Raw genomic sequence first — 16,624 nt, 5'->3', positions numbered from 1 at the left:
CATGACCGTTTCAGCCAATTCGCCCCTACGCATCGCCCGCGGTGGCAAGGCCATCTATGGCGCGCCGCTCGGCATCCTGATGCTGGAAGCGCGCTTCCCCCGCATTCCCGGCGACATGGGCAACGGCACGACTTGGCCATTCCCGGTGCTGTATCGCGTGGTGAGCGGCGCTTCGCCCGAAAAGGTGGTGCTGAAGGGCGCGGCCGGCCTGCTGCCAGACTTCATCGATGCCGCCAAAGACCTGGTGCGGCTCGGCGCGGAGGCCATCACCACCAATTGCGGCTTCCTCTCGCTGTTTCAGAAGGAGATCGCGGCCGCCGTCGGCGTTCCGGTCGCGACCTCGTCGTTGATGCAGGTGCCGTGGGTGCAGGCGACCTTGCCGCCGGGCAAGCGCGTCGGCCTCGTCACGGTGTCGGGCTCGACCTTGACGCCGGCTCATCTCGAAGGCGCCGGGGTGCCGCTCGACACGCCGCTGGTCGGCACCGAGCACGGCAAGGAGTTCTTTCGCGTGCTGATCAAGGCCGAGAAGGACGACATGGACATCGCGCAGGCCGAGCGTGACGTGGTCGAGGCGGGCAAAGAGCTCGTGGCCAAAAATCCCGATGTCGGCGCGATCGTGCTCGAATGCACCAACATGCCGCCTTATGCGGCCGCGCTTCAGGCCGAGGTCGGGCTTCCCGTCTACGACATCTATTCCATGATCACCTGGTTCCACGCCGGACTGCGCCCGCGCGTCTTTGCCTGATTCCGATCGTCGCAAAGGCTTGAACAACTTCTGCCAGCGCTGCCTCGCGCATTGCCATCGCGCCCGCGTCCCTCCTATAGTCGGCTGTGTTGATCGCAAATACAACCTGTGAACAGTAACGTGGAACTGGCTTCCGACAGCATCGTCGATCGTGTCTACGAACAGCTCAAGGCGATGGCCGTGAGCTACGCGTTCAAGCCGGGCGAGCGGCTCAACGAAGGCGAGCTCGCCAAACGCCTCGGCGTCAGCCGTACGCCGCTGCGCGAGGCGCTCAACCGTCTCAACACCGAGGGGTTCCTGCGCTTCACACCGGGCAAGGGCTTCTTCTGCCGCGAGCTCGACGCGCGCGAGATCTTCGATCTCTACGAGTTGCGCAAGGCGATCGAAATCGCCTCGATCCGCCTCGCCATCAAGCGCGCCAGGGACGAGGACATCGATTCGCTGCTGAAATTCCTCGAAGCCACCGGCCCCGATCCCGGCGAGCGCTCCTCGCCGGAGCAGGTCGAACTCGACGAGGCCTTTCACGAGCGGCTGATGGCAATGTCCGGCGATGCCGAGATGCTGCGCGTGCTGCGCAACGTCAACGCCCGCATCCGCTTCGTGCGCTGGATCGATATGGACCGCGTCAACCGCTCCAACACCCAAGGCGAGCACCGCGCCGTGGTCGAAGGCCTCAAGGCCCGCGACGAGGGGATTTGCGTCTCCGTGCTGGAGAAGCACATCGACCGCCGCCTCGACCGCATCACCGCGGCGATCAAGGAAGGCTACGCGCAGATTTACATGCCGGCGGCAACGCGGTCGACGGCGAATTGAGGTTCTCTTGTTCCTTCTCCTCTTGTGGGAGAAGGTGGCGCGAAGCGCCGGATGAGGGGTATGTGTCCGCGAATGCGGTACGTACGCGGAGAAAATCCCTCACCCCGGTTCGCATCTTCCTTCGGTGATGCCCTCGCCCACAAGGGGAGAGGGCACAGCATTCTGGAGTGAACTATGAAGCTATCTGGCAAAGTCGCCGCCATCACCGGCGCGGCGCGCGGCATCGGCAAGGCCTGCGCGAAAAGATTTTTGGACGACGGCGTCAAGATCGTGATCTCGGACGTCGATGCCGAGAGCCTCGCCGCGACGGCGGCCGAGCTCGGACATGCGGACGCCTTGCGCACCGTCGTCGGCAACGTCGCCAGGCGCGCCGACGTCGACCGGCTCGTCGCCACCGCCGTGAAGGAATTCGGCCGGCTCGACATCATGGTCAACAATGCCGGCGTCGCTCGCAACCGGGACATCCTGGAGATCACGGAGGAGGAGTTCGACGAGATCATCGGCATCAATCTGAAGGGCGCGTTCTTCGGCGTCCAGGCGGCGGCTAGGCAGATGATCGCGCAAGGCGGTGGCGGGGTCATCATCAACATGTCCTCCGTGAATGCGCTGCTGGCGATCCCGGCGCTTGCGACCTACGCGATGTCCAAGGGCGGCATGAAGCAACTGACGTCGGTCGCCGCCGTCGCGCTCGCCCCGCACGACATCCGCGTCGTCGCGGTCGGCCCGGGCACGATCCTGACCGACATGGTGGCGTCGTCGATCTACACCTCCGAGGACGCCCGCAAGACCGTGATGTCACGGACGCCCGCCGGCCGCGGCGGCGAGCCGAGCGAGGTCGCGTCCGTCGTTGCGTTCCTGGCGAGCGACGATGCGTCCTACATCACGGGCCAGACGATCTATCCGGATGGCGGGCGATTGGTTCTGAATTACACGGTGCCGGTGAAGGAGAGGTAGGGGGCTCACTCCGCCGCAACCGCCATGCCGTAGCCCAGCCGCTTCGAAATCCCGGCGGCACAATCGCGCAGCGCATGCGCGATCGGGCTGTCCCAGCGCGCATCGAACGTGCCTTCCGGGCCCATTGCGGTGATGACCAGCGCGACATGGCCGGAATGATCGAACACCGGCGCCGAGAACGCGTTGACGCCCGGCAGGGGATCGCCGAGCGCGCGGGCGAGGCCGTGCTTGCGGACCTCCGTGAGCATTTCGGCGAGCTTGGCGCCCTTCACGGTGCGCTTCGGATTGTAGCCGACGCCGTGACGATCGAGCCCGCTCTCGAGCGCGGCGGTGATCGTCTTTTCCGGCAGGAAGGCCGCAAAGGCCCGGCCGGTTGCGGTCTCGAGCAGCGCCATTACGGAGCCCGCGCGCATGACGATGTGGACGGGCTGGGCCGGCTCTTCGAGCTGCACCACGGTCGGGCCGTGCGTGCCCCACACGGCGAGAGACACGGCGTGTCCGATCTGGCTCGCGAGCGCGGCGATCTTCGGCCTTGCGATACGGACGCCGGAGAGGCGGCGCAGGCTGATCAGGCCGAGCTCCAGCGCCAGCGCGCCGATCTCGTAACGACCGGTGGTCTCGTCCTGCTCGATCAGCCCGATGCGGGAGAAGCTGGCGAGATAAGGGTGCGCCTTGGCCGGCGACATGCCGGCCTCGCGGGCGAGATCGCGCAGCATCATCGGCTCGCCGCTGCGGGCCAGCGCCCGGAGCAGTTCTCCGCCGACCTCGATCGACTGGATGCCGCGGCTCTCTCTGCTCATGCGCCTCCGATTCGGCTATAGTTCTTGTTTGAGCATGATCTCTTCGGAAAACCGCTACACACTTTTCCGGATCATGCTCTATGCCGCGTCGCGCTTGGCGGCGCTGTCGGCGAGATGACGACCGGCAATGTAGCCAAAGGTCAGCGCCGGCCCAAGCGTGATCCCGGCGCCGGGATAGTTGCCGCCCATGATGCTCGCCATGTCGTTGCCGGCGGCATAGAGCCCGGGAATGACCCGGCCCTCGGCGTCGAGCGCCCGCGCGTTCTCGTCGGTGACGATGCCGGCATAGGTGCCGAGATCGCCGACCACCATCTTGATGGCATAGAACGGCCCGTTCTCGATCGGCGCGATACAGGGGTTGGGGCCATGCATGGCGTCGCCCTGGTAACGGTTATAGGCCTTCGAGCCCTTGCCGAAAGCCGCGTCATGGCCCAACGGCGCGGTCGTATTGAACTGCCTGACGGTCTCCACGAAGGCGTTGGCATCGATGCCGGCCTTTGCCGCCAGCGCCTCCAGCGTATCGCCGCGCATGAGGTAGCCGGTCTTCAAGTGATGACCCAGCGGCATCGGGAAGGGCGGCACGCAGCCGAGGCCGTATTTGCGCAGCGTTGGGTGATCGCAGACGAGATAGGCGGCGATCTCCTCGCCGGGTTTCGATGCCTTGATCATGGCCTGAACGAAGTCGTGATAGGAATTGCCCTCATTGGCAAAGCGCCGGCCGTCGCGCATCACGGCGATCACGCCGGGCTTGGCGCGGTCGATGAAATGCGGCATCACGCCCTTCGAACCGTCCTTGCGCGTGGTCAGCGACACCGGCACCCAGGCGGCCGCGTTCGGCAGGCGATCCTCGACATGCCCGCCGGCGGATTCCGCCAGGCGCAATCCATCGCCGGTATTGCCTGATGGCCCCGGCGAGAAATGCTCGTTGCCGGTCGGCGCGTGCGGAAACATTTTTCTGCGCCGTTCGACGTCGTGCGGGAAGCCGCCGCAGGCCAGCACGACGCCCTGCCGCGTGCGGACGCGCACCTCGCGTCCCTCGCGCGAGACGATGGCGCCGGTCACCGCGCCGTTCTCGACCGTCAACTCGCGCACCGGCGAGGACAGCCACATCGGAATCTTGAGGTCCAGCGCGGATTTCGCCAGGCGCCCGGCGAGCGCATTGCCGTTTGTCAACGTCATGCCGCGGCCGTAGCGCAGCACGTCCATCAGATGCCGCGACAGGCGCTTGGCCACGTAAGCCGCCGAGGTCAGCGACTTCGTCACCCGCATGAAATGGATGATCTCCTTGCCGCTTCCCAGCATCATGCCGAACACGGTGAGCTCGGGCAGCGGCATGCCCAGCGTCTTGACGAGGTCGCCAAGTTCGCGGCCGTCGAACGGGCGCGTCACCATGGAGCGGCCGCCTTGCGCGCCTCCGGGCGCTTCTGCGTGATAGTCGGGAAACACCAGCGGCATGTCGAAACGCAGCGCCGTCTTGCTGGTGAAGAAATCCACGGCCTCGGGACCGGCGCTGAGGAATGCATCGACGCGCGCGGCGTCGTAATTGTTGCCGGCCTCATGCCGCAGATAGGTGCGGGCCTGTTCCGGCGTTTCGGCGATGCCGTAGGCCTTCGCCAGCGACGTGCCGGGGATCCACAGCCACCCGCCGGAGCGGGCGGTGGTGCCGCCGAAGCGCGGCTCCTTCTCGACGATCAGCACTTTCAGGCCGCGAGAGGCCGCGGTGATCGCGGCCGACATGCCGGAGCAACCCGATCCGGCCACGAGCACGTCGCACTCGTAAGTCTCAATTGCGCTATGCTCGTTGCCGGTCATCTCAGCCTCACTTCTTCAGGAGCGGACATTTGGACTCGGAGACCGGTCGGAAGGCGTCCTCGCCCTTCACGGTCTTGACGATGTCCAGATAATCCCAGGGTTCCTTCGACTGCTCGGGCGACTTCACCTTGGCGAGATACATGTCGCGGATGACGCGGCCGTCCTCGCGCAACTTGCCGCCGTGGACGAATGTATCCTCGATCGGCAGCTCGCGCATCTTGGCCATCACCTTGGCGGAATCGTCGGTGCCGGCGGCCTTGATGGCCTTGAGATAATGCAGCACCGAGCCGTAGACGCCGGTCTGGATCATGGTCGGCATCACCTTGGTACGCTCGTAGAATTTCTTGGACCAGGCGCGCGTCGCCTCGTCCATGTTCCAGTAGGAGGCCGTGGTCATATAGGTGCCCTGCGCGGCCTTGAGGCCGATCGCGTGCACGTCGGTGTCGAACATCAGGAGGCCGACGAGCTTCTGGCCGCCCTGGACGAGGCCGAACTCGCCGGACTGCTTGATGGCGTTGTCGGTGTCCTGGCCGGCATTGGCGAAGGCGACGACGTCGGCCTTGGAGCTTTGCGCCTGCAGCGCAAAGGAGGAGAAGTCCGCAGTATTTGTCGGATGCTTGACGCCGCCGAGCACCTTGCCGCCCATCTCGTTGACGAAGCGCGTGGCGTCCTTTTCGAGCTGCTGGCCGAAAGCGTAATCCGCCGTGATGAAGTACCAGGACTTGCCGCCTTCCTTGATCACGGCGGACGCCGTCACCTTCGACAGCGCGTAGGTGTCATAGGTGAAATGCACGGTGTTCGGGCTGCACAGCTCGTCGGTCAGCGAGCTCGCGCCGGGACCGGAGAGCAGCGCGATCTTGTTGCGCTCGCGCACCATGTTGTGCACGGCGATCGCGATGCCGGAATTCGGGATGTCGACGACGGCATCGACCTTGCCGTTGTCGAACCAGCCGCGCACGATCTGCACGCCGACGTCGGTCTTCATCTGGTGATCGGCGCTGATGATCTCGATCGGCTTGCCGAGCACGGTCGGGCCGAACTCCTCCACCGCCATTTTGGCAGCCTCGACCGAGCCCGGCCCTGAATTGTCGCGGCCCCAGCTCGACAGATCCGTCAACACGCCGATCCGCACCGCGTCATCGGAGACTTGCGCGGTGGCCGCTGTGATCATGGCAGCCGAAGTCATGGTCGCGAGCATGGCGCAGGCGAGATGCCCTCTCATGGTTGTTCCCTCTGTTTATTGGCCGCTTGGCGCGGCTGGCTGGTTCGGAGGTAAATTAGATATAAGCAAACTAATTTGTCAATGGCGAATAAGAGGACGTGGCTTGGTTCGACGATGGCGTGTGACCCGCCGGCTAGCTGTCCGACATTTCGGCGGCAAGGAGCTGAAATCCTGATGTCGAGCGTCTCGACTTAAGGCGTAGCCGACCGGCCATTGGCCTGCCGACCGTTTGGTCCTAAGAACGCCTCTGAGGAAACGAATCCCCAAGCCAGGGAAAAAAGAACCATGACGAAGACGTCTCGACGTGACGTGCTCACTGCCGCAGCCGTGATGACCGCGGCGGGCATGGCCGAAGCGGCGCCCGCCGCGGCGCAGGCCGGACAGAAGCCGATCTTTCCGGTGCCGATGGTGACGATCCCGATCGTCGGCGAAAGCCAGGTGTTCCAGGTCCGCCGCATCTACTGCATCGGGCGGAACTACGCCGCGCACGCCATCGAGCGGGGCTCGGATCCGAACCGCGAGCCGCCGTTCTTCTTCCAGAAGCCGACCGACGCGATCCAGAATGTCGCGACCGGCGAGGTCGCCGATCATCCCTATCCGTCACTGACCAAGAACTATCATCACGAGGTCGAGCTGGTCGCCGCGCTGAAGTCAGGCGGCACCAACATCTCGGCCGATAAGGCGCTCGACCACGTCTATGGCTACGCGCTCGGCCTCGACATGACCCGGCGCGATCTCCAGAACGGCATGGCCGCCGAGAAGAAGCCATGGGAGATCGGCAAGAGCTTCGATCACGCCGCGGTGCTCGGTCCGATCCACCCGGCGAGCAAGACCGGCCATTTCGAGAAGGGCGCCATTTCGCTGGCGATCAACGGCACGGTGAAGCAGAGCTCGGACCTCAGCAAGATGATCTGGAGCGTGGCCGAGCAGATCGCAAAGCTGTCGGAAGCGTTCGAGCTGAAAGCCGGCGACATCATCTATTCCGGCACGCCGGAGAATGTCGGTCCCGTCGTCAAGGGCGACGTGCTGCTGTGCAAGCTCGAGGGCTTGCCGGACATGTCGATCAAGATCGTCTGATCGCCTTCGCCTCGCCCCTGGAGGGCAGGGCAATCGCAGATGAGGACCCGTGGCGGGACTCTCGCCCGTAGCCATCCTTCGAGACGCCCGTCTGCGGCGGGCCCTCGGGATGAGGACGGAGTCTGCTGCGGCCATTTCAGCGGACACGACTGCAACTCAGCCTCATCCTGAGGGACCGCCACCGGGTCCGCGCAAAGCGCGGCCCGATGACAAGCTCCGCGGTCGTCTCGAAGGACGAGGCGCTTGCCCAGGCCCATCCGAAAAGTCATATGCGATTGGCCTACGCCGCTGCCTTCGGCCGCAGCCTGTCGACGGTCCGCGCGATCAGGGCGGCAACTTCCGCCACCTTCGGGCCGATGCGGAATTCCGGCCCGGCGACGACGACGGACAGCCGCCGGTCGCCGATCGGCAGCGGGATCGCGGCGCCGGCGAGATCGCGGCTGTAATCGGCAAAGCTCTGGCAATAGCCGCGCGCGATCGAGTTGCGCAGCTCGGTCTCCACCGCCTCGATGCTGATCGGCGTCGATGCGCCGTACTGCTTGAACTCGATCTTGCGATAGACCGAGTCGCGCTCCTCCGGCGAATATTGCAGTAGCAGCGCGCGGCCGCTGGCGGTGGCGTGGATCGGCACCCGGTGCCCGATGGTGGCGAAATAGCGGATCGCAGCCTGGGATTCGACCACGTCGATGAACACCGCCATCACGCCGGCCGGCGCCACGATCGATGCGGTCTCGCCGGTCTCGGCGGAGAGATCGGTAATCAATTGATGCGTCCAGGGCGGCAGCGGCTCGACCTCGGAGATCATCCGCGCCATGGCGAGCCATCGCGGCGTCGGATAGAAGCCGGCGCGTGGCCGCGGCTCATAGAGATAGCCCTTCTCCGACAGCGTCGCGAGCAGGTTGAAGGTCGAGGAACGCGGCCAGCCGAAATGATCGGCGATCTCCGCAAGCGTCGCCGGCTTCTTCACTTGCGCGAAGAATTCCATGATCTCCAGGACGTTTGCGGCTTGGCGAACGATCATGGTGGCGTTGCGTCCTGCTTCTCTAGGGCTGGCCGAGGATCTTCTTTGCGGCACGAAGATGTGGCTTGTCGATCATCTGGCCGTCGAGCCGCAGCGTGCCGGAATTGGGATTGCTCGCGAACGCCGCGATCACCTTTTCCGCCCAGGTCCGCTCGGCTTCCGTCGGCGCGAACGCGGCGTTGACGACATCGACGTGCTTCGGATGGATCAGCGCCTTGGCCGAAAAACCGTCGCGCCGCGCCGCGCGTGTCTCCTGCTCGAGACCTGTGAGGTTGTCGATGTCGGTATAGACGGTGTCGATCGGCGCAACCTCGGCTGCGGCCGCCGCCATCAGGCAGAGATCGCGCGCGAGACGGTAAGGGCTGTGGAACACACCGCCCGACGCCTTCTCGGTGGCGCCGAGCGAGGCCGAGAGGTCTTCCGCGCCCCACATCAGGCCGGCGAGGCGAGGGGAGCAGTTCTTATAGCTGCCGAGGCCGAAGATCGAGCTTGCCGTCTCCGTCGCGACGCAGACGATGCGGGTGGTGCCGATCGCGATGCCGGCCGCCGCTTCCAGGGCTTCGAGCCAGGTTGCGACCTGGCGCACGTCGTCGCCGCCTTGCGATTTGGGCAGCACGATGCCGTCGGGCCTGCCGGGCATCACCGCCGCGAGATCGGCGAGCGTCATGCCGGTGTCGAGCGCGTTGACGCGGACATAGAGCTGGTGCCGACCGGGGCGGCCCTTCAGCATGGTCAGCGTCAGCCCGCGCGCCTCTTCCTTCTTCTCGGTGACGACGGAATCCTCGAGATCGATGATCAGCGCGTCGGCCTTGCCTTCGCTCGCCTTCTCGAATTTGCGCGGGGAATCGCCCGGCACGAACAGCATCGAACGCATCAGACCGGCCTCTTGTGCATCATCGCCATGCGGCGGCATTTTCCGACGATCTCGTCGTTCTGGTTCAAGGCATGGTGCTCGAACTCGACGATGCCCGCCTTCGGGCGCGATTTGGATTCCCGCAACGAAAGCACCTTCGTCGTCGCCCGCAAGGTGTCGCCATGGAAGACCGGCTTTGGAAAGGTCACGTCGGTCATGCCGAGATTGGCGACGGTGGTGCCCATGGTCGTATCATAGACCGTCATGCCGATCATGATGCCGAGGGTGTAAAGGCTGTTGAAAATACGCTGGCCGAATTCGGTCTTTTCGGCGAAATGCGCGTCGATATGCAGCGGCTGCGGATTGAGGGTCAGCAGGCTGAACATGGTGTTATCCATCTCCGTGACGGTCCGGGTCAGCGGATGCCTGAACTCCTGGCCCACGGAAAAGTCCTCGAAATAAAGTCCGGCCATCGCGGTTTCCTCCCTGTATTGGTGCGATTGGGCCCGCGCTGCCGTTACGAGGGCGCGGCCAGGTGAACTGCTTTTTGCTCTGCGAGCTGTTCGATCTCCTCAGTCGAGAAGCCCGCCTCGCGCAAGATGTCGCGGCCGTGCTGGCCGAGCGTCGGTGCGGGGCCCGCCGGTTCCGGCTGGGTCACGCTCCAGGTGGAGGGAACGCGCATCTGGCGGACGCGTCCTTCCACGGGATGCTCCACCGTCCTGAAGAAGTCGATCGCCTTGAGATGCGGGTCCTCGATGATCGTTTCCAGCGTATGCATCGGCATCACCGGAATGTCGGCGCGCTCCAGCAATTCGCGCCATTCCCCGGTCGTGCGCGTTGCGAAGATATGGCCGATCTCCTCGTAGATCTCGTCGATGTGCCTGGTGCGCGCGGCATGGTTGGCGAAGCGCGACTGTTCCAGAAACTCCGGCCGGCCGATCGCCTCGAAGAAGCTGCGCCAGTGCTTGTCGTTGTAGATGAGCACGCAGAGATAGCCGTCGCTGGTCTTGTAGGGCCTTCGGTAGCGCGAGAGCAGGCGGGCATAGCCGCCGTGATCGAGCGGCGGGTCATAGGTGAGGCCGCCCAGATGATCGACCAGCACAAACTCCGCCATGGATTCGAACATCGGCACGTCGATGCGCTGGCCGATGCCGGTGCGTTGCTGGTGCATCAGCCCGCCCATGATGGCGTTGACCATCATCAGCCCGACGATGCGGTCGGCGATGGTGACGGGGACATAGCGCGGCGTTCCGTCGCCGGCGGCTGCGAGCAATGTCGGAATCGTGGATGCGCCCTGGATCAAATCGTCATAGGCGGGCTTGGCCGCATAGGGGCCGGACTGGCCGTAGCCGAACGCACCGACATAGACGAGGGCGGGATTGATCGCGGCCAGCGTCTCGTAGTCGAGGCCGAGCCGCGCCATGGCCTGCGGGCGTACATTATAGACCAGCGCGTTGGCGCGCTTCGCGAGCCGCAGCAGCGCCTCGCGCCCCTCCGGCTTCTTGAGGTCGAGCACGATGCTGCGCTTGCCGCGATTGGCGTTGAGGAACATCCCGCCCATGCCGGGCGTGCGGCCGGGGCCGATTTGGCGGACGATGTCGCCCTCGGGGCTTTCGACCTTGATGACGTCGGCACCCATGTCGGCCAGCACCTGGGTGCCGTAGGGGCCCATCAGCACCGAGGTCAGGTCGAGAATGGTGAAGCCGGCGAGCGGTCCCATGAAGCCTCGTGTGAATTCATATAGGTGGAGTTAGAGTTCAGAAAGCGGGAGTGTCAATTCGATGCGTCCTTGCAACGGTGCATAGCGCTATGCATAGTTCATATACTTGACATATAAATTCACATATATGTACATTTTCCACAAGCAACAAGTGGAGCGGGACCGGCAGGCAGCAAATGGCTGCCGCCTTCCGCGTGAGGGCGCGTCAGGGAGAAGCCAAATGAAGAGGAATTGGGTCTGGGTGGCAGCAGCGTTCGCACTCTCGCTGCCAGTCTCGACGCTCTCGGCACAGGCGCTGGAGCTGAAGGTCGCCGACAGCTTCCCCGCCGACCACTATCTCGTCCGCCTGATGCTCAAGCCCTGGATGGACGATGTCGCCAAGCGCACCAACGGCGCCGTGACATTCACGCATTATCCGAATCAGCAGATCGGCAAGGCCACCGATATGCTGCGGTTGACCCAGTCCGGTGTGATCGACATCGGCTATATCGGGCCGTCCTACGTCTCGGACAAGATGCCGCTCTCCGAGGTCGCGCAATTGCCGGGCGCATTCCAGACCAGCTGCCAGGGTACGCTTGCGTATTGGAAGGCGGCGCGGGAAGGCATCCTCGCCAAACAGGAATACGCGCCCAACAAGATCAAGCTGCTGATGGCCGTTGTGCTGCCGCCCTATCAGGTTTGGACCGCCAAGGCGAAAGTCGAGACGATCAAGGACATGCAGGGCCTCAAGCTGCGCACCACCGGCGGCGCACAGGATCTGACGGTGCGCACGCTCGGCGCAGTGCCGGTGCGCATGGCCGCGCCCGACGCCTATGAATCGCTGTCGCGCGGCACCATGGACGGGCTGCTGTTCCCCATGGACAGCGTCGTCGCCTATGGCCTCGACAAGCTCGTCAAATACGCCACCGACGGCGTCAGCTTCGGCAGCTTCATCGTCGCCTACTCGATCAATCAATCGGTCTGGGACAAGCTGCCCGACGATGTGAAGAAGGCAATGGACGCGGCCTCGGAAGCGATCACGCCGAAGGCCTGTGCCGACGTCGACAAGGAGCAGGACGCGACGCGGCAGAAGATGAAGGACCAGGGCATCAGCTTTACCGCGCTCTCCGAGGCGACGCGCGCGGAGATGAAGGAGAAGCTCAAGGGCGTCGCGCAGGAATGGGCCGCCGGGCTCGACAGCCGCGGCAAGCAGGCCTCCGCAACCCTCAAGGAGTTCGACGGCCTGCTCGCCGCGGGCGGCGCCAAGTAGCGCGACACGATTGCAGCGGAAGAGGAGACGCGGGGGATGATCAGGCGGGCAACGGATGTGCTCGGCGCGCTGGAGCGTGCGCTGACGGTGATCGCCACGATCGCTCTGTTCGCGATCATGGCGCTGGTGGTGGCCGACGTGTTCATGCGTTACGTCCTCAACAGCCCGTTCTCCTTCACCTACGACCTGATCGGGCTTTATCTCCTGGCGGCCGTGTTCTTCCTGACGTTGTCGGATACATTGCGCGTGCATGCGCATGTCGGCGTGGACATCCTGCTGACGCGTTTTCCGACGGCAGGCAGGCGCCTCTCGGAAATCGTCACCGCGCTCACCGGACTGTTCGTATTCGGCCTGATCAGCAAGGTCGGATTCGAGCGCGCGCTGGAGAATTACGAGCAGCACGACGTGCTTGCCGGCGCCATTGCGTGGCCGACCTGGATTTCGGCCGCGCTGGTGCCATTCGGCTGCGGCGTGCTCGTGCTGCGGCTGGCGCTGCAGCTCGTGGGTAACCTCCTCAGCCTCGTCTCCGGGCGGGATCTGTTTCCTTTGCCGCGTGTCAACGAGACCGGCGAAGCCCATTCCTTCGAATAACGGCGGCAGCGATGACAGTCATTCTCGTGCTCGGACTGCTTTTCGTCCTGCTGGCGATCGGCACGCCGGTCGGTTTCGCCATGGGATTTGCCGGCTCGGTCGGCCTGCTCATGGTCGGCGGCACCGGCACGTTGTTCGGCATTCTCCAGACGGCCCCGCTTTCGACGGTGTCATCCTACGAGCTGATCACGATCCCGATGTTCCTGCTGATGGCGGATCTCGTGCTGCTGTCCGGCGTCGCCGACGACATGTTCAAGACGGCTTCTGCCTGGGTCGGCCGCATTCCCGGCGGGCTCGGGATGGCAACGGCGCTTGCCGGCGCGGGCTTTGGGGCGATCTGCGGCACTTCGACGGCGTCGGCAGCGACGCTGGCGTCGACGAGCCTCCCGGCGATGATTCGACAGGGCTATGAGCCCAAGATGGCGGCCGGCGTCGTGGCCATCTCGGGAACGCTGGCCATGCTGATCCCGCCCAGCGTGGCGCTCGTCATTTTCGGTTTGCTCGCCGAAGTCAACATCGGGCAGTTGCTGATCGGCGGCATCATTCCGGCGATGCTCGTGACGGCAACGATCATGGCGACGATCGGCTTCCTGGTCTGGCAGGATCCTTCGCGAGCCCCGCGCGTGGAGCCGGTGTCGTGGCGGGAGCGGTTTGCATTGCTGTGGCAGGTCGGCCCGATGGTGCTGCTGTTCTCGCTCGTCACCGGCACCATCTATCTTGGCATCGCAACCCCGACGGAGGCTTCGGCCCTCGGGGCCGCGGGAGCGCTGGTGCTCGCCATCGCCAAGGGCAAGGTGACGCCCGGCACGCTCTACAAGGCGCTGCTGAGCGCCAGCCACGGCACCTGCATGATCGTGACGATCCTCGTCGGCGCCTCGATCTTCGGCTATTTCTTCACGCTCACCCATGTGACGCAGGATCTCGTCGCCTGGATCGGATCATTGCAGACCTCGCGCTGGGTGATCATCACGCTGATCCTGTGCGGCTACATCGTGCTCGGCTCGTTCATGGACCAGATCGCGATCCTGGTCTTGACCGTGCCGATCGTGCTGCCGCTGATCAAGACGCTCGGCTTCGACCCGATCTGGTTCGGCGTCATCAAGATCGTCACCGCCGAGGTCGGCATGATCACGCCGCCGGTGGGGCTGAATTGCTTCATCGTCGCCCGCTATGCCAAGCGGCCGGTGGCGGAGGTGTTCCACGGCACCTTCCCGCATTTCATCGCGCACCTTATCGCGATCGCGATTTTGGTGGCGTTTCCGTCCATCATCCTCTGGCTGCCCTCGCAGATGGGGCGCTAGCATCGGAGCTCGCGGCTCCCAAGAAGGAGATCAAGACCATGGACTTCGCGCTCACCGATCAGCAGGAAGCCATTCGCGACGCCATCGCCAAGATCTGCGAAGGCTTTCCGGATGCCTATTGGCTGAAGAAGGACCACGACGGCGGCTTCCCGCACGATTTTCACAAGGCGCTTGCCGACGCCGGCTGGCTCGGCATCTGCGTGCCGGAGGAATATGGCGGCTCGGGGCTCGGCATCACCGAAGCCGCGATCATGATGCGCACCATCTCCGAATCCGGCGCCGGCATGTCCGGCGCCTCCGCGGTGCACATCAACGTGTTCGGGCTCAATCCCGTCGTCGTGTTCGGCACCGAGGAGCAGCGCAGGCGCATGCTGCCGCCGATGATCGAGGGCCGCGAGAAGGCGTGCTTCGCCGTCACCGAGCCCAATACCGGCCTCAACACCACCCAGCTGAAGACCCGCGCCGTCGCCAAGAACGACCGCTACATCGTCAACGGCCAGAAGGTATGGATTTCGACCGCGCAAGTCGCGCACAAGATCCTGCTGCTGGCGCGCACCACGCCGCTGGAGGAGGTGCGCTCGCCGACTCACGGCCTCAGCCTGTTCTATACGGACTTCGATCGCAACAGGATCAAGGTCCACGAGATCGAGAAGATGGGCCGCAAGATCGTCGATTCCAACGAGCTGTTCTTCGAGGATTTCGAGATCCCGATGGAGGACCGTATCGGCGAAGAGGGCAAGGGTTTTCAGTACATTCTCGAAGGCATGAACCCCGAGCGCATCCTGATCGCGGCGGAGGCGGTCGGCCTCGGCAAGCTCGCACTATCGCGCGCGACCGAATACGCCAAGACGCGCGTGGTGTTCAACCGTCCGATCGGCAAGAATCAAGGCATCCAGCATCCGCTCGCGGTGAACTGGGTCGAGCTCGAGGCGGCCTGGCTGATGGTGATGCAGGCGGCCTGGCAATACGACAAGGGCTTGCCCTGCGGCGCGGGCGCGAATGCGGCAAAGTATTTCGCCGGTGAGGCCGGGTACCATGCCTGCGAGCAGGCGGTGATGACCCATGGCGGCTTCGGCTATGCCAAGGAATTCCACGTCGAGCGCTATCTGCGCGAAGTGCTGATCCCGCGGATCGCGCCGGTCAGCCCGCAGCTCGCGCTCAGCTTCATCGCGGAAAAGGTGCTGGGCCTCGCCAAGTCGTATTGAGTTCGCGCCCGCAATGTCCGTGAATTCGCCGCCGATCGATTTCTACGGCTTGATCCGCGAGGGCGATCTCGTCGTGTGCGGGCAGGCGACGGCGGAGCCTGTCACGCTGACCGAAGCGTTGATGGCGCAGGCGGCCCGGCTTCCGCCGTTTCGCATGATGATCGGGCCGGTGTTCTCGGAAACGTTTCCCGCGTCGTGCGCAACCAACGTCTCGTTCCAGAGCTATGGCGTGATCGGCAATGCGCGGCGGCTCGCCCGGTCCGGGCGGTTGGACGTGATCCCGAGCAACTACAGCGCCTTCTGTGCCGACTTCGCCGTCCGCCGCCACAAGGCCGATGTCGTCCTGGTGCAACTTGCGCAAGCCAGGGACGGCCGCTTGAGCGCGAGCCTCTCCAACGACTACGTCATCGACGCCGCCCGGGCTGGGCGCCTCGTCATCGCCGAGATCAATCCCGATGCGCCGTTTACGTTCGGCGCGGAATGGCCCGAGGGCGTGCCGATCCACATGCGCGTAGCCGCGCGCCGGTCACCGGTCGAACTGGCTTCGACGCCGCCCGACGACGTCTCCCGGCGCATTGCGGCGCATGCGGCAAGCCTGATCGTCGACGGCAGCACGCTTCAGTTCGGCGTCGGGCGGATTCCCGATGCAATTCTCTCGTCGCTATCCCACCTGCGCCATCTCGGCATTCATTCCGGCCTGATCAACGACGCCGTCGTCGATCTGATCGCGTGCGGCGCGGTGACGAATGCGGAGAAGGGGATCGATCCCGGGATCACGGTCACCAACCAGGTGATCGGCACGCAGCGGCTCTACCGCTTCGTGCACGAGAACGAGGCGGTCGCGGTGCGGCCGACGTCCTACACGCACGGCCAGAGCGTGCTGGCGCGGATCAACCGGCTGGTCGCGATCAACTCGGCGCTCCAGGTCGGGCTCGACGGCAGCGTCAATTCCGAAACCCTGAACGGCGTCGCGATCGGCGCGATCGGCGGCCAGCTCGACTTCGTCCGCGGCGCCAATGCCTCTCCCGGAGGAAGAGCCGTCATCGCGCTGCCGGCGACGGCGTCCGACGGAACCAGCCGGATCGTCGCCCATGTCGAGACCGTGACGACGCCGCGCGCCGACGTCGATGCCATCGTCACCGAATGGGGCATCGCGGAGTTGCGCGGCTGCGGCCTCGCCGAGCGGGCACGCCGCATGATCGCGATCGCGGCGCCCGAGCACCGCGACGCGCTGTCGGCGCAGCTTCGCGGGACGTGATCT

The 16,624-nt window shown here is 64.8% G+C and carries 16 protein-coding genes; 9 read left to right on the top strand and 7 right to left on the bottom strand.

Translation table 11 applies throughout. The features are described 5' to 3' along the window. The first annotated feature begins 1 nt into the window (after nt 1). From CIT40_RS27635 to CIT40_RS27625, 3 genes are all read left to right on the top strand, one after another. Nucleotides 2-745 carry an aspartate/glutamate racemase family protein gene (locus CIT40_RS27635; protein WP_094893699.1) on the top strand — a complete coding sequence of 248 codons (744 nt, stop codon included), beginning with the start codon at nt 2-4 and terminating at the stop codon, nt 743-745. 120 nt (nt 746-865) lie between these two features. Continuing rightward, entirely contained in the window at nt 866-1,558 is a 693-nt protein-coding gene (locus CIT40_RS27630; RefSeq protein WP_244611860.1) for a GntR family transcriptional regulator, read from the top strand. A 174-nt stretch (nt 1,559-1,732) separates the two neighbouring features. Further along, nucleotides 1,733-2,512: an SDR family NAD(P)-dependent oxidoreductase gene (locus tag CIT40_RS27625; protein ID WP_094893701.1), complete on the top strand. Its 780-nt coding sequence runs from the start codon at nt 1,733-1,735 to the stop codon at nt 2,510-2,512. A gap of 5 nt (nt 2,513-2,517) precedes the next feature. Here CIT40_RS27625 and CIT40_RS27620 read toward each other — a convergent pair whose 3' ends face one another. From CIT40_RS27620 to CIT40_RS27610, 3 genes are all read right to left on the bottom strand, one after another. Then, the gene (locus tag CIT40_RS27620) at nt 2,518-3,312 is read right to left on the bottom strand and encodes an IclR family transcriptional regulator (RefSeq protein WP_094893702.1); all 795 of its coding nucleotides are present in this window, start codon (nt 3,310-3,312) and stop codon (nt 2,518-2,520) included. 78 nt (nt 3,313-3,390) lie between these two features. Then, nucleotides 3,391-5,124, bottom strand: coding sequence for an FAD-dependent oxidoreductase (locus tag CIT40_RS27615; protein WP_094893703.1), 1,734 nt, complete (start codon nt 5,122-5,124; stop codon nt 3,391-3,393). A 7-nt stretch (nt 5,125-5,131) separates the two neighbouring features. Further along, a complete protein-coding gene (locus CIT40_RS27610) occupies nt 5,132-6,346 on the bottom strand; it encodes an ABC transporter substrate-binding protein (RefSeq protein ID WP_094893704.1) in 1,215 nt (404 codons plus the stop codon). A 285-nt stretch (nt 6,347-6,631) separates the two neighbouring features. Here CIT40_RS27610 and CIT40_RS27605 point away from each other — a divergent pair, with 285 nt between their 5' ends. Beyond that, nucleotides 6,632-7,423: a fumarylacetoacetate hydrolase family protein gene (locus tag CIT40_RS27605; RefSeq protein WP_094893705.1), complete on the top strand. Its 792-nt coding sequence runs from the start codon at nt 6,632-6,634 to the stop codon at nt 7,421-7,423. A 280-nt stretch (nt 7,424-7,703) separates the two neighbouring features. Here CIT40_RS27605 and CIT40_RS27600 read toward each other — a convergent pair whose 3' ends face one another. Genes CIT40_RS27600 through CIT40_RS27585 form a run of 4 tightly spaced genes read right to left on the bottom strand, consistent with a single transcriptional unit; the run spans nt 7,704 to nt 11,017 of the window. Next, nucleotides 7,704-8,444, bottom strand: a complete 741-nt coding sequence (locus tag CIT40_RS27600) for an IclR family transcriptional regulator (protein WP_094893706.1) — start codon at nt 8,442-8,444, stop codon at nt 7,704-7,706. Nucleotides 8,445-8,466: 22 nt separating this feature from the next. Then, the gene (locus tag CIT40_RS27595) at nt 8,467-9,318 is read right to left on the bottom strand and encodes an HpcH/HpaI aldolase/citrate lyase family protein (protein WP_162307705.1); all 852 of its coding nucleotides are present in this window, start codon (nt 9,316-9,318) and stop codon (nt 8,467-8,469) included. After that, entirely contained in the window at nt 9,318-9,770 is a 453-nt protein-coding gene (locus tag CIT40_RS27590; protein WP_011089535.1) for a MaoC family dehydratase, read from the bottom strand. The genes CIT40_RS27595 and CIT40_RS27590 overlap by 1 nt, the downstream gene beginning before the upstream one ends. 44 nt (nt 9,771-9,814) lie before the next feature. Further along, complete coding sequence (locus CIT40_RS27585; RefSeq protein WP_094893708.1) at nt 9,815-11,017, bottom strand: CaiB/BaiF CoA transferase family protein; 1,203 nt, start codon at nt 11,015-11,017, stop codon at nt 9,815-9,817. A gap of 220 nt (nt 11,018-11,237) precedes the next feature. Here CIT40_RS27585 and CIT40_RS27580 point away from each other — a divergent pair, with 220 nt between their 5' ends. The 5 genes from CIT40_RS27580 to CIT40_RS27560 are packed head-to-tail and all read left to right on the top strand — an operon-like array spanning nt 11,238 to nt 16,621. Beyond that, nucleotides 11,238-12,266 carry a TRAP transporter substrate-binding protein gene (locus CIT40_RS27580; RefSeq protein WP_094893709.1) on the top strand — a complete coding sequence of 343 codons (1,029 nt, stop codon included), beginning with the start codon at nt 11,238-11,240 and terminating at the stop codon, nt 12,264-12,266. A gap of 36 nt (nt 12,267-12,302) precedes the next feature. Continuing rightward, nucleotides 12,303-12,857, top strand: coding sequence for a TRAP transporter small permease subunit (locus tag CIT40_RS27575; protein ID WP_094893710.1), 555 nt, complete (start codon nt 12,303-12,305; stop codon nt 12,855-12,857). Between the two features lie 11 nt (nt 12,858-12,868). After that, a complete protein-coding gene (locus tag CIT40_RS27570; RefSeq protein WP_094893711.1) occupies nt 12,869-14,158 on the top strand; it encodes a TRAP transporter large permease in 1,290 nt (429 codons plus the stop codon). A 38-nt stretch (nt 14,159-14,196) separates the two neighbouring features. Continuing rightward, a complete protein-coding gene (locus CIT40_RS27565) occupies nt 14,197-15,363 on the top strand; it encodes an acyl-CoA dehydrogenase family protein (protein ID WP_094893712.1) in 1,167 nt (388 codons plus the stop codon). Nucleotides 15,364-15,376: 13 nt separating this feature from the next. Beyond that, on the top strand, nt 15,377-16,621 hold the full coding sequence (locus CIT40_RS27560; protein ID WP_094893713.1) for an acetyl-CoA hydrolase/transferase family protein: 1,245 nt from the start codon (nt 15,377-15,379) through the stop codon (nt 16,619-16,621). Nucleotides 16,622-16,624: the final 3 nt, after the last annotated feature.

Source organism: Bradyrhizobium amphicarpaeae (assembly GCF_002266435.3).
In the GTDB taxonomy this organism is placed as follows: Bacteria; Pseudomonadota; Alphaproteobacteria; order Rhizobiales; family Xanthobacteraceae; genus Bradyrhizobium; species Bradyrhizobium amphicarpaeae.
The sequence above is the reverse complement of the archived record's forward strand: the minus strand, read 5'-3'. Positions and strand labels throughout refer to the sequence as shown.

Coding starts and splice junctions, on each gene's coding strand:
- CIT40_RS27635 (WP_094893699.1), top strand. CDS start 2: ATGACCGTTTCAGCCAATTCGCCCCTACGCATCGCCCGCGGTGGCAAG.
- CIT40_RS27625 (WP_094893701.1), top strand. CDS start 1,733: ATGAAGCTATCTGGCAAAGTCGCCGCCATCACCGGCGCGGCGCGCGGC.
- CIT40_RS27620 (WP_094893702.1), bottom strand. CDS start 3,312: ATGAGCAGAGAGAGCCGCGGCATCCAGTCGATCGAGGTCGGCGGAGAA.
- CIT40_RS27615 (WP_094893703.1), bottom strand. CDS start 5,124: ATGACCGGCAACGAGCATAGCGCAATTGAGACTTACGAGTGCGACGTG.
- CIT40_RS27610 (WP_094893704.1), bottom strand. CDS start 6,346: ATGAGAGGGCATCTCGCCTGCGCCATGCTCGCGACCATGACTTCGGCT.
- CIT40_RS27605 (WP_094893705.1), top strand. CDS start 6,632: ATGACGAAGACGTCTCGACGTGACGTGCTCACTGCCGCAGCCGTGATG.
- CIT40_RS27600 (WP_094893706.1), bottom strand. CDS start 8,444: ATGATCGTTCGCCAAGCCGCAAACGTCCTGGAGATCATGGAATTCTTC.
- CIT40_RS27595 (WP_162307705.1), bottom strand. CDS start 9,318: ATGCGTTCGATGCTGTTCGTGCCGGGCGATTCCCCGCGCAAATTCGAG.
- CIT40_RS27590 (WP_011089535.1), bottom strand. CDS start 9,770: ATGGCCGGACTTTATTTCGAGGACTTTTCCGTGGGCCAGGAGTTCAGG.
- CIT40_RS27585 (WP_094893708.1), bottom strand. CDS start 11,017: ATGGGACCGCTCGCCGGCTTCACCATTCTCGACCTGACCTCGGTGCTG.
- CIT40_RS27580 (WP_094893709.1), top strand. CDS start 11,238: ATGAAGAGGAATTGGGTCTGGGTGGCAGCAGCGTTCGCACTCTCGCTG.
- CIT40_RS27575 (WP_094893710.1), top strand. CDS start 12,303: ATGATCAGGCGGGCAACGGATGTGCTCGGCGCGCTGGAGCGTGCGCTG.
- CIT40_RS27570 (WP_094893711.1), top strand. CDS start 12,869: ATGACAGTCATTCTCGTGCTCGGACTGCTTTTCGTCCTGCTGGCGATC.
- CIT40_RS27565 (WP_094893712.1), top strand. CDS start 14,197: ATGGACTTCGCGCTCACCGATCAGCAGGAAGCCATTCGCGACGCCATC.
- CIT40_RS27560 (WP_094893713.1), top strand. CDS start 15,377: ATGTCCGTGAATTCGCCGCCGATCGATTTCTACGGCTTGATCCGCGAG.